An 11108-nucleotide genomic window follows, 5' to 3' on the forward strand; every position below is an offset into this window, starting at 1 on the left:
TCAGAATCAGCTCATTCATTCAGGAAAGAAGATGTCTCTGGCAAAGAAAGATTTCACCCACATCCCTTCTCACCCGTCAGTCAGACCATGAATCGTCAGCTGTTTGTTTCTCTGGATGGCCCCAAAGGTGCCGGTAAAACGACCCTGCTGGAAGCGATCACGGCACGGTTAAGGGCAGACAACCGAAAGGTGGTCCGGCTTTGCGAGAAAAAAAGCGATCCTGACAGAGCGCAGACCATGGCGCTGGTTAACCGGCTCGCCAGAGATCCCTCTGTGGATCTGGAACGGGAAGTTTGTGAGCGCTTAGCGGCCAGCCGGGCGTGGATTTCCCGCAACGTGCTGACCCGCCAGCCGCCCGACAGCATTATCCTGATGGATCGCTGGTATCCCTCCGACGCGGCCTTCCGCCGGCGGATCCCGTTTGCAGAGATTTTGCAGATGAACCACGCGCAGGACGTGCGCATACCGGACCTGCATGTCGGCGTGGTCACCGCGCCTGAGATTTCATGGTCACGGGCCGCAGCACGTTCCCGCGGGCTGGGAAGCACGGTCCTTCACAGGCTGGAAGAGCATGCCGAATGCACGCGGGCGTTCGAGCGTGAAATTGCCCGCACCGGCTGGGTTTTATGCCGTAATGAAGGCACGCTGGATGAAGCCGCCATGCAGGTCACGGCTGAGATAATCCGGGTGATTTAATCTGAAATCCTTATCGCCTGCTGGCAAGGCGGTAAAGAGAATAGCGACCTCTGCCCGCGAAATTTGTCTGAAATCAATCTTCGTCAGGTTACCGCTGGCACTGCGATCCTGCTTTCCCTTATAAAATTCCTTTATTTTTCTATAGGGCACAGGGAATTGCGCTACGCATCACTACCTTTTAATCATAATGAACCGGGCTGGCCTGCGGGCGGGCACGCTTATGCGCCGCAACCGGCTCTGCGAGGCGATATTAAAGCAGACTGGGTTATCGTCGGCGCGGGGTTCGCCGGTGTCGCTTTTGCGCGCCGCCTGGCAGAAATTAAACCCGAGCTGAAAATCGTTATCGTCGATGCCTGTACCACAAGGGAGAGCGCATCGGCGCGCAACTCAGGGTTTGTTATCGGACTGCCCCACAATATTGGCAGCTCCACGGCGGAGTTAAAAAAGGCGCATGCTTACCGGAATCTGCTTCAGGAAGGCATCCGGCAGCTGGAGCAGGAGATTTCGCAGCATAACCTTCAGTGCGACTGGCAGAAGGTGGGGAAATATCACTGTCAGGCGGAACGGGGCAACGATCGTATTTTAAATGAATACAGCCGCCATCTCGATCTCATGGATGAACCCTGGACGCTCGCTTACAGCGATGAGCTGTACCATAAACTCGGTACGCGCTTTTACAGCAAAGGGATCTTTACGCCGGGCTGTGTGCTGGTTAATCCGGCGCAGCTGATTGCCGGCCTGCACCACCATTTACCGGAAAATGTTCAGCGCTTCGAAAATACACCCGTACTGGGGATTCGTACCGACAGTCTGGCGGAGGTGGTGACCCCTTTTGGCACAATCAGAACAGCTCAGGTCATGCTGGCGACCAACGCGTTATCGCCAGAACTGCGCCCTGGCCTGGCCCGTCAGGCCGCTATGGCCACCTTCGCCAGCATCACCGAACCGCTGACGGTGGCGCAACTGGCGACGCTGCCCCCGATGCAGAGCTGGGGCGTCACGCCGGTGAATGCCATTGCCGGAGCCACCTTCCGTTTCACCACCGACCGCCGTTTTCTGATTCGCCAGCATGTTATTCCCGCGCTTCGGGGACAGGTCACTGCGGCACAAACCCATCAGGCGACGCAACACCATCAGCGCCTGTTCAGCAAACTCTATCCCACCCTGAACAGCGTGAAGATCACACACACCTGGTCCGGCACCCTGAGCGTGACACGCAACGGCGCACCGCAATGGGGTGTGCTGAACAGAATTATCTGCACGGCGGGCGGCTGTAACGGCGCGGGCGTATCGAAACAGACCGTGGCGGGCTCGCTGCTGGCTGACTTCATGCTGAAGCAGGATAACCCGCACCTTGCGGATATGCTGTCGCTGGGCCAGGCCAGTTTCATGCCGCCCTCGCCCGTGCTGGATATCGGCATTGCCCTTTCGCTGATGAAAGAGCGTTTCCTGGGGCGTAAAGAGAACTGATCACAGCCTCGCTGAACGCCAGTGTCGCTGGCAGGACGATGTGACGAGAACCTTCCGTTATCCGGGAATGCGGGCAATGACCTTGATCTCAAAATCGAACCCAGCCAGCCAGGTCACGCCGACAGCGGTCCAGTTGGGATAAGGCGGTTGCGGAAAGATGGACGCTTTGACCTGCATGCTCGTCGCAAACTGATTTTCAGGATCGGTGTGAAATGTGGTGACGTCGATCAAATCATCAAAGGTGCATCCTGCCGCCGCCAGCGTCGCCGCCAGATTGTCAAATGCGAGGGCGACCTGGGCCGCGAAATCAGGTTCCGGCGTACCGTCTGCCCGGCTGCCGACCTGACCGGAGACAAACAACAGATCGCCTGAGCGGATTGCCGCGGAATAGCCATGCTGCTGATAAAGTGCGTGCCGGTGAGCGGGAAAAATGGGTTCGCGCGTGATCATCGTGTTTCCTCGGGTTACGGAATGAATGCAGGATGCGGCACAAACCGGAATGATTTAATATACGCCGCGTATGTCACATTAATAATACATACGCTCCGTATGTCAAATAATATACGCGGCGTATGTGAGCTGGAGGAGTTTATGGCAGCCAGTCGCGCTGAAGCGATGGAAGCAAACCGTGCAAAACTGATCGCAGCAGCACGGAAAGCTTTTGCTGAAAAGGGCTTTGCCGGGGCCTCAATGGATGAACTGACGGCGAGCGTCGGGCTGACGCGTGGCGCGCTTTATCACAATTTTGGCGACAAAACAGGGCTGCTGGCAGCGGTGGTGGCGCAGGTCGATGGGGAAATGGCGCAGCGGGCTCAGGCGGCGGCCGCTTCGGTAACGGATGAGTGGGAAAGGCTGATCGCCGAAGGGATCGCCTACATTCGTCTGGCGATGGATGCCGAAGTCCAGCGCATCGTGTTGCGGGATGGCCCGGCTTTCCTGGGCGATCCTGCGCAGTGGCCCAGCCAGAACAGCTGCCTGGCAGCCACACGGGAACGTCTCGTCAGGCTGATTGAAAGCGGTGCGGTTAAGCCGGTCGATGCCGACGCCGCCGCACATCTGCTTAACAGCAGCGCCCTCAATGCTGCACTCTGGGTTGCAGCCAGCAGCAACCCGGAAAAGGCGCTGCCAGAGATGCTTGAAGCCTTCACGCTACTGGCAGGCGGCCTGCGCCATCAGGCGGTTAAGACCTGAGGCGTTATCCGTCGTGACGCGAATCCTGCTGAGCGGCTGCCGCCCGTCGCTGAACAACGCGTTCCCGCGGGGATATTCAGGCTTGTGTCGGCAGCGGAATCAGGCCGCTCTCCTCATAGGTCGCCATCAGATGATCGAACAGGGTAATATCCTGCCGCGTGCGGGCAATTAACTGCGCACCGGCAACCGCGGTATAGATGGCCAGCGCACGCTGCGCGTTTTTTTGTGCGTCATCGGGCGTCATTTCATTCAGCACCTGATGCAACCATGCCACGTTCGCGTCGACGAAACACTGCACCTCACGCTTCACTTCTTCAGGCAAATCATCATATTCGGCCGCCATGAAGCTGGATAAACAGAGCCTGTTGGCGTCAGCCAGAGAACGCCGGAAAATTTGCGGATAGTGCTTCAGGGCTTCAGCGGGAGAGGCACTTTGCTCCCGGATGGTCTGTAACGCCTGTGCAGTATCCTTCCAGTAGCGATTTGCCACAGCCGCGCCAAGGTCTGCCTTACTGGCGAAGTGATAATAAATACTGGCATTTTTGATGCCGACTTCGTCAGCAATGGTGCGGAAATTTATCCCGTTGTAACCATGATTCTGCGCAGCACGCTTTGCGGCTGCCAGGATGCCCTCACGCGCATTCAAGCTCATAACGCTGTTTTCCTCTGAAACGTGAGGAGGAAGTATAGGGAAAAAATTTTTACCTGCCAACTGGTAGACAGATGTTGACAGGCCGAATTTCCCTGGCCACAATCTACCTACCATTTGACAGGTAGGTAAATAAATCATGACTTCTTCAGACGCTGTATCACACGTTTCAACTCAACCTTCGATGAAAATCTACGACTGGTATGACGGCCCCTATCCTGCCCGGGTCAGAATAGCCCTGGCGGAAAAAGGTCTGCTTTCTCAGGTCGAATTTATTCCGGTCAATCTCTGGAAAGGGGAACATAAAAAGGCGGATTTTCTAGCCATCAATTACTCAGGCACACTGCCGGTGTTAGAACTGAGTGATGGGACGCTAATCGCGGAGTGTACGGCAATCACGCAATATCTGGATCGGCAGGATCAGCATCCCCTTCTGACGGGTGTGACCCCGCTGGAACAGGGGGTGATTCATATGATGACTAAACGGGCCGAGATTGAATTTCTGGATGCGGTAAGCGTCTATTTCCATCATGCCACGGCAGGTCTGGGACCCGAGGTTGAGCTTTATCAGAATCCGGAATGGGGTGCGAAGATGGGCGAAAAAGCGCTCAGGGGCATGCACTACTTTGACCGCGTTTTACGCTCACAGCCCTATGTGGCGGGCAACACCTTCTCAATGGCCGATATCGCCGTCACCGGTGGAATGATATTCGCCGCCCTGGTGAATCTGGCTATTCCGGAGGAGTGTGAGGCGCTGAAAGCGTGGTACCTGAAGATCCAGCAGCGTCCCAGCTATCAGCAGTGGCAGGCCATGGTAGACGCAGGCCGTCCCGGCGCAGAAGCCTAGTCCCGGGTCAGATCGTGGCGGGAGCGGTTTGTCTGAATGAAACCTTCCCGCTCGCTGCTGTAAAAATCCCCGGCGTTCGCCCGGGGATTGCTGTCATTCTTAAGGTGTCGTTCGCGCTGCGCGGCCCTGCCTGCTTCAGCCTGCCTGCCCGGTATTACGCTCAAAGTGACTGTTCACAAAGGCGCGGCAGCGTGGCGAAATGGGATCGAGGAACACCTGTTCCGGCGAACCTGACTCCTCGATGATCCCCTGATGCAGAAACACCGCCTTGTTCGACACGTCTCGCGCAAAACCCATCTCATGCGTGACGATAATCATGGTGCGCCCCTCTTCCGCCAGGCCGCGGATCACCCGCAGGACTTCGCCCACCAGCTCCGGATCCAGCGCCGAGGTCGGCTCATCGAACAGAATCGCTTTCGGCTGCTGCGCCAGCGCCCGCGCAATGGCCACACGCTGCTGCTGTCCGCCGGAGAGCTGAGAGGGCCAGGCGTCGCGCTTTGCATACAGCCCGACCTTGTGCAGCAGCGCTTCCGCCTCTTCGACAGCCTCGCGGTGGCTGCGCTTCTGCACATGAACCGGGGCTTCAATAATGTTCTGCATCACGGTTTTATGCGGCCACAGATTAAAGCTCTGAAACACAAAGCCGAGCTGCATGCGCATCAGCTTAATGCGCCGACGCTGCTCCCGGTTCAGTTTTTCATCGGCGTTATTCAGCGTGACGCTGACTTCGCCTACCGCTATCTCACCGGCCTGAGGCACTTCAAGAAACGGGATGCAGCGCAACAGCGTACTTTTGCCCGATCCGCTGGCACCAATCAGCGAAATCACGTCGCCATCCTGGGCAGTCAGACTGATGTCGTGCAGCACTTCGTGTCCCGCATAACTCTTTCTGAGATGGCTCAGCATAATCGTGGGGGCCGTCATGAGCGTGCTCCAAAATAGTAAGGTGACAGGCGTCGTTCCAGCATTGATACGCCTTTGCTGACCAGCATGGTCAGTATCAGGTAGATCACCGCCGCGCTCAGGAATACCTCCAGCGCCCGGAACGTGGAAGAGACGATGGAATCCGCAATGCCGGTCATCTCCATCAGGCTGATGGTGCTGACCAGCGAGGTCGCTTTGATCATAGAGATGATTTCATTGCTGTAAGCCGGAAGCGCCTGACGGATCGCAATCGGCAGGGTGATGCGGGTAAAGATTTTGTACGACGACATGCCCGACACTCTGGCGGCTTCCAGTGACTGCGAGCTGACAGCCCGCAACCCGCCGCGCAGGATCTCCGAGGTATAGGCGGCATCATTGAGGATCAGCGCCAGCAAGCCGCACCAGTAAGGATCGCGCAGCAGCGGCCAGAACAGGCTCTCCCGCACCGCCGGTAAACTGCCGAGTCCGTAGTAGACCATAAAGATCTGGATCAGCAACGGCGTGCCGCGAAACAGCCAGACATAAAAGCGGCAGAACAGGCTGCCGACTCGCGTCATACGCAGCAGATTAAGCAGCAGGGCCAGCACGCCCCCTCCCAGCAGCGACAGCAGCGCCAGGTTGATGGTCAGCGGCAATCCCTTCAGCAGCGCCAGCAGCGTCTGCTGTAAAAAGTTGATATCCACGTGGACTCCCTAGCTTTTCACGCGCTGTTGACCGCGCATCGCAAATTTCTCCACGTAGCGGAACACCATATCGGAGCAGGTGGTGATAATCAGATAGATCACGGCACCCACGCTGTAAAAGAAAAAGGACATCTGGGTCGAGTTGGCCGCCGTTGAGACCTGATTCATGGTTTCAACCAGTCCGGTCACCGACACCAGCGCCGACTCTTTGATCACCGATTGCCACTGGTTGCCCATACCGGGTAACGCCGTGCGCAGCGCCTGCGGGACGATGATGCGACGGAACATCATCAGTCGCTCCATCCCGGTGACGGTTGCCGCTTCCAGCGTTCCACCCGGAATAGCGTAGAAGGCCCCCCGGAATACGCCGCTCTGATAGGCACCGGAGATCAGCCCGATGGCAATCGCCCCCGCCACGAAACCGTTCACATCGAACGGTCCCTGCAACCCCAGCGCGGTGCCGACGGCGGAAACCACCTGGCGTCCGCCAAAGTAGAACAGATAGATCACCAGCAGTTCCGGCACGCCACGAAACAGCGTGATGTAACCGGCTGCCAGCCGCCGCTGCCAGCGCGCGCCGGCGATCTGCATCCAGCAGAGGACGCTGCCGAGCAGCGCACCCAGCAGCCAGGCGCAAAGTGAAACGCTGACGGTGACGGCGGCGGCGTTAAGCAGCACGCCGCCCCAGCCCTCGTCCCCAAAACCCAGCATCTGCCAGTCAATGTTCATCAGCATCCGCGGTTACGCTTTTGGCGCGACGTCTTCGCCAAACCACTTGATTGAGAGTTTGCTCAGCGTGCCATCTTTGATCATCGACTCCAGCGCCTGATTCAGCACCTGCTGCAGCTCGCTGTTGCCTTTGCGCAGGCCAATCGCCGAGCCCGCGCCCAGTACGCCACCCGAGAAGCCGTAGCCGCTGCTGCTGATCGCATCCGCATGCTTTTTCACAAAGGCGTTGAGGTTGGTGCGGGATGCCATTACCGCGTCAACGCGCCCGTTCATCAGGTCAGCAAAGGTTTCAGGACCCGCCTGATAGGTCCGGATGGTGGCGACATCGCCGAGGTATTTCTGCAGGAAATCGGCCTGAATGGTGGCGACCTGTACCGCGATGGTTTTGCCTTTGAAAGTGGTTTTCAGATCGTCGATCGCTTTTTTCATGCCCGCGTCATCATCGGCCGTGACCACCGTGCCACTGCCTGGCAGCGTGGCCAGCGGGCTGTTTTTAGCGGTGACAAAGCTGGAGACGCTGACGGTGTACTGATGGGTGAAGTCAATCGCCTCAGCCCGTTTCGGCGTCACGGTCACCGCATCGACCACCGCATCATATTTGCCATCGATCAGGCCCGGGATCATGCCTGACCATTTCTGGGCAATGATTTCATATTTGAAACCTGCCCGCTTAGCCAGCTCCGCCACCATATCGGGCTCATAGCCGACGATTTTTCCGCTCGGGGTGGTCTGATTAAACGGCGGATAAGCCGCTTCGGTAGCAAATTTCAGGGTGCCAAAATCTTTTGCCTGGCTGAATGCAGACGTGGCAAGCAGGGCCACGGTCATAGAAGCCGTGAACAGACGGTTACGCATCATCATAAAACCTCATTTATTATTCGGAGAGTAAATCAATGGCAAGGCGGGTCAGCGCCTGCGTCCCGGCGGCAATACTGCGTTCATCCGGCTGATAGTCGGAGTTATGCAGGTGATCGTCACGGCCCGGGGTTGCCGAACCGATATGGATCTGACATCCCGGTACCCGTTCCGTAAACAGTGAAAAATCTTCGGCGCCAAAGCTGGCGCTCGGCTGAGCGATGATGGCTTTACCGAACTGATGAGACAAAATCTCTTCCAGGGCGTCAATCAGGCGATCGTCATTCATCAGGGGCGGAACACCCCGCTGGAAATTCACCTCAACCCGCACATTCTGCGCCAGCGCCACGCCTTCACACATCCGTTTAAACGAGGCTTCCATAGCAGCACGCACCTCGGGAGATTTGGTCCGGATGGTGCCCTGGAACAGGCAGCTGTCAGGAATGATGTTGTGGGTGGTGCCGCCCTCAATGTGTCCGATGGTTAACACGGCAGAGTGCGCCGGATCGCGTTCACGCGAAATGATGCTCTGTAACTGGCTGATGAGATGCACGGTGGCGATGATCGGATCGGTGCCCATGTGCGGACGCGCCGCGTGGGTCGAAACGCCCTGCACCGTGACATCAAACTCGTCACTGGAGGCGGTGCTGGCGCCGCGGGTCAGCGCAATCTCACCCGCGGTCAGTTCAGGCTTGTTATGCAGGGTTATCGCCCAGTCGACGCCGTCTGCTGCGCCATCGGCGATCATCGCTGCGGCACCGCTCTCAGGCGTCTCTTCTGCGGGCTGGAAGATCAGCCGGACGCGGCCTTTCAGTTGCTGTCGATAGTGCAGCAGGAGTGTAGCCACACCCAGCATCGTCGCGGTGTGAATATCGTGACCACAGGCGTGCATCCTGCCGGGATAGCGGCTGGCAAACGGCAGACCCGTCTGCTCATGGATGGGCAGCGCATCCATGTCAGCGCGCAACAGCAGCGTCTTTCCAGGCTCTGCGCCCACAATATCTACAACAACGCCGCTGCGGCCGACGCCGGTTTGCGGGTCCAGACCCTGAGCCCGCAGGTAGTCGGTCACCACCTGGGCAGTGCGCAGCGTATCAAAGCCTAATTCCGGATGCGCATGGATATCACGGCGAATCGCAACCAACTGCGATTCAAGTTCATTGACTCTGGCTTTTATTTCCCCGGCCAGTCGTGCTTTTTCCTGATTCATAGCCGCCCCGGCAATAGCAGACCGGCATGCCTATGCCGGTCCTTATTTTTATTTCATCCTGATACAGGATGGTGATGACCGTTTATTTATTCACAGCACGTGACAGAAAGCAACGCGTAATGCGCCTTCAGGAATTAATATAAATCAATAAGATAGAACTATTTATTGGAAAGCCGTATGAGAGAGTCGTGGATAAGTAATAATATTAATAATCCAGTTCGCAACATTACTTTCCCTGATGTTAATTTATCCGTTCCGGCTTATCCGGATGCCGCATAAAAAAGAGTGAGAGTATTTCCGCTAATTTCTCCGGCTGTTCGTCGGGAATAAAGTGGCCACAGTTGAGAATATTTTCACTGTAAACCGGCTGTGCCACCGCGCGTAACGGTGTGGCCATATCCGGTATCGACCCCTGATCGGCACTGACTGCCAGCAGCGGTATCTCCAGTTTCCCTTTTAACGCGCGCTGGCGATTCTGCTCTGCAGAGCGCTCAAACGAACGGTAGAAAGCCAGTCCGGCGCGCAGCGCGCCGGGCTGCTGGAAGATGCGCAGATATTCACGACGCGCCGCCGCATTAATATGATGCGGATTCGCGGCCTTACGGTTAAAAAACCACTCCAGGTAGATCGCCTCTCTGCCCGCAATCAGCGCTTCCGGCAGATCATTCAGGCCATGAAAGGCGAAGTGCCAGATTTTAGCGGCGTTTTCACCCGTGACAGGCAATGAATCCGGCAGGGTAACACCGGGTATGCCGCCATCCAGCAGCGCAAGAGAGCTGACCCTTTCCCTGAAGCCCGCGGCCAGCGCCCACGCGACCCAGGCACCAATATCATGCCCGACCAGATGAAAGCGCTGGATGCCCAGCTGATCCAGCAGCGCCACGATATGCTGCGCCACGCTGTCGGTGTCATAGCCATCGGGCGGAAAGTCTGAATCCCCCTGGCCAGGCAGGTCAGGTGCAATCACCTGAAAACGGCTCGCCAGACGGGGGATCACCTCCCGCCAGGCGAAGCTGCTCTGCGGAAATCCGGCGAGCAGCACCACAGTTTCTGCCTGCGCATGGCCTGCGCTAAGGTAGTGCAGCCGCTGTGAATCTGTCCGGACAAAATGGTGCTGATAGGGAGCAAAAGCGTGCATAAAACCTCCTGATAATAAGGAAACGATCATTTCCTTAATGAGCAAAAAAATTCAGTCGACGATTTTCAGCGCCAGCGGAATGATGCTGGCATCGGGCCGGGTGGCCGCCACTTTGCCCGCCACCCGCATGCCCAGCACCAGACAGAGCAGCAGTGAGGCGGTGGAGTCACACTCCAGTGACGGGTTGACTGAGCCATCCTGCTGACCCAGACGGATAAGCTGCTGCAGATTTTGCTGATTGCGCAGCAGGGCGGCGCTGACCGCATCAGCCAGCTCCTCATCCAGGGTGTGCAGCTCAACGGCACTGACCGCGACCAGACAGCCGCGCTCACCTTCAACATCGCGCACGGAATCGACATAAAAACGCAGCAGCGCCGCCAGCTTCTCCCGGCCCGTTTCACATTCGGCCAGCCGCGCGGCCAGACTGCTGTTGCGCAGTGAGAGATAGCGGGCAAAGACGGTTGCAAACAGCGTGCGCTTGTCGGTAAAGGCCTTATAGATGCTGCCGGTGGTCAGCTGCATCGCCTGCCCGAGATCGCCGACTGACGTCGCGTGATACCCCTTCTGCCGGAACAGCAGCATCGCCCTGTCCAGTGCGGCATCCGTATCGAATGCCCGGGGTCGTCCCCGCTCGTGATGGGGGTTGTTATTCATCGTCGATTCCATTAGGAAATGATCATTTCCTTTAAGATAGCCGTTTTAACTTTGCGGGCAAA

13 protein-coding genes are annotated in these 11108 nt (G+C 57.4%); 4 read left to right on the forward strand and 9 right to left on the reverse strand.

Annotated elements, in window-relative coordinates:
• Window positions 1-87: 87 nt before the first annotated feature.
• Together CKF42_RS00695 and CKF42_RS00700 are read left to right on the forward strand one after the other, a co-directional pair.
• Complete coding sequence (locus tag CKF42_RS00695) at window positions 88-696, forward strand: dTMP kinase (protein ID WP_009092717.1); 609 nt, start codon at window positions 88-90, stop codon at window positions 694-696.
• Between the two features lie 156 nt (window positions 697-852).
• On the forward strand, window positions 853-2166 hold the full coding sequence (locus CKF42_RS00700) for an FAD-binding oxidoreductase (RefSeq protein ID WP_111207197.1): 1314 nt from the start codon (window positions 853-855) through the stop codon (window positions 2164-2166).
• 57 nt (window positions 2167-2223) lie between these two features.
• On the opposite strand, the gene CKF42_RS00705 is transcribed toward CKF42_RS00700, so the two are convergent.
• Window positions 2224-2616: a RidA family protein gene (locus tag CKF42_RS00705; protein WP_111207198.1), complete on the reverse strand. Its 393-nt coding sequence runs from the start codon at window positions 2614-2616 to the stop codon at window positions 2224-2226.
• A 141-nt stretch (window positions 2617-2757) separates the two neighbouring features.
• On the opposite strand from CKF42_RS00705, the gene CKF42_RS00710 reads away from it, so the two are divergent.
• Window positions 2758-3357: a TetR/AcrR family transcriptional regulator gene (locus CKF42_RS00710; RefSeq protein ID WP_111207199.1), complete on the forward strand. Its 600-nt coding sequence runs from the start codon at window positions 2758-2760 to the stop codon at window positions 3355-3357.
• A gap of 76 nt (window positions 3358-3433) precedes the next feature.
• On the opposite strand, the gene CKF42_RS00715 is transcribed toward CKF42_RS00710, so the two are convergent.
• On the reverse strand, window positions 3434-4009 hold the full coding sequence (locus CKF42_RS00715) for a TetR/AcrR family transcriptional regulator (protein WP_111207200.1): 576 nt from the start codon (window positions 4007-4009) through the stop codon (window positions 3434-3436).
• 181 nt (window positions 4010-4190) lie between these two features.
• Between CKF42_RS00715 and CKF42_RS00720 the strand changes: the two genes are divergently transcribed.
• Window positions 4191-4853, forward strand: a complete 663-nt coding sequence (locus CKF42_RS00720) for a glutathione S-transferase (protein ID WP_111207201.1) — start codon at window positions 4191-4193, stop codon at window positions 4851-4853.
• A gap of 135 nt (window positions 4854-4988) precedes the next feature.
• Here CKF42_RS00720 and CKF42_RS00725 read toward each other — a convergent pair whose 3' ends face one another.
• From CKF42_RS00725 to CKF42_RS00755, 7 genes are all read right to left on the reverse strand, one after another.
• Window positions 4989-5777 (reverse strand): ABC transporter ATP-binding protein, encoded by a 789-nt coding sequence (locus CKF42_RS00725; protein WP_111207202.1) that lies wholly within the window; start codon window positions 5775-5777, stop codon window positions 4989-4991.
• Window positions 5774-6460, reverse strand: coding sequence for an ABC transporter permease (locus CKF42_RS00730; protein WP_046102848.1), 687 nt, complete (start codon window positions 6458-6460; stop codon window positions 5774-5776). Before CKF42_RS00730 ends, CKF42_RS00725 begins: the two co-directional genes overlap by 4 nt.
• 9 nt (window positions 6461-6469) lie before the next feature.
• Window positions 6470-7195: an ABC transporter permease gene (locus CKF42_RS00735; protein WP_190311330.1), complete on the reverse strand. Its 726-nt coding sequence runs from the start codon at window positions 7193-7195 to the stop codon at window positions 6470-6472.
• Window positions 7196-7201: 6 nt separating this feature from the next.
• Window positions 7202-8050 (reverse strand): transporter substrate-binding domain-containing protein, encoded by an 849-nt coding sequence (locus tag CKF42_RS00740; protein ID WP_181405368.1) that lies wholly within the window; start codon window positions 8048-8050, stop codon window positions 7202-7204.
• A 13-nt stretch (window positions 8051-8063) separates the two neighbouring features.
• Entirely contained in the window at window positions 8064-9254 is a 1191-nt protein-coding gene (locus tag CKF42_RS00745; protein ID WP_111207203.1) for a M20 family metallopeptidase, read from the reverse strand.
• A 241-nt stretch (window positions 9255-9495) separates the two neighbouring features.
• Window positions 9496-10392 (reverse strand): alpha/beta fold hydrolase, encoded by an 897-nt coding sequence (locus CKF42_RS00750; protein ID WP_111207204.1) that lies wholly within the window; start codon window positions 10390-10392, stop codon window positions 9496-9498.
• 51 nt (window positions 10393-10443) lie between these two features.
• Window positions 10444-11058: a TetR/AcrR family transcriptional regulator gene (locus tag CKF42_RS00755; protein ID WP_111207205.1), complete on the reverse strand. Its 615-nt coding sequence runs from the start codon at window positions 11056-11058 to the stop codon at window positions 10444-10446.
• Window positions 11059-11108 lie beyond the last annotated feature (50 nt).

The organism is Pantoea sp. ARC270, assembly GCF_003236725.1.
GTDB lineage: Bacteria > Pseudomonadota > Gammaproteobacteria > Enterobacterales > Enterobacteriaceae > Pantoea > Pantoea anthophila.

What these genes read in the sequence shown, in the direction of transcription:
- CKF42_RS00695 (WP_009092717.1), top strand. Translation starts at nt 88, where the DNA reads ATGAATCGTCAGCTGTTTGTTTCTCTGGATGGCCCCAAAGGTGCCGGT.
- CKF42_RS00705 (WP_111207198.1), bottom strand. Translation starts at nt 2,616, where the DNA reads ATGATCACGCGCGAACCCATTTTTCCCGCTCACCGGCACGCACTTTAT.
- CKF42_RS00710 (WP_111207199.1), top strand. Translation starts at nt 2,758, where the DNA reads ATGGCAGCCAGTCGCGCTGAAGCGATGGAAGCAAACCGTGCAAAACTG.
- CKF42_RS00715 (WP_111207200.1), bottom strand. Translation starts at nt 4,009, where the DNA reads ATGAGCTTGAATGCGCGTGAGGGCATCCTGGCAGCCGCAAAGCGTGCT.
- CKF42_RS00720 (WP_111207201.1), top strand. Translation starts at nt 4,191, where the DNA reads ATGAAAATCTACGACTGGTATGACGGCCCCTATCCTGCCCGGGTCAGA.
- CKF42_RS00725 (WP_111207202.1), bottom strand. Translation starts at nt 5,777, where the DNA reads ATGACGGCCCCCACGATTATGCTGAGCCATCTCAGAAAGAGTTATGCG.
- CKF42_RS00735 (WP_190311330.1), bottom strand. Translation starts at nt 7,195, where the DNA reads ATGCTGATGAACATTGACTGGCAGATGCTGGGTTTTGGGGACGAGGGC.
- CKF42_RS00740 (WP_181405368.1), bottom strand. Translation starts at nt 8,050, where the DNA reads ATGATGATGCGTAACCGTCTGTTCACGGCTTCTATGACCGTGGCCCTG.
- CKF42_RS00745 (WP_111207203.1), bottom strand. Translation starts at nt 9,254, where the DNA reads ATGAATCAGGAAAAAGCACGACTGGCCGGGGAAATAAAAGCCAGAGTC.
- CKF42_RS00750 (WP_111207204.1), bottom strand. Translation starts at nt 10,392, where the DNA reads ATGCACGCTTTTGCTCCCTATCAGCACCATTTTGTCCGGACAGATTCA.
- CKF42_RS00755 (WP_111207205.1), bottom strand. Translation starts at nt 11,058, where the DNA reads ATGGAATCGACGATGAATAACAACCCCCATCACGAGCGGGGACGACCC.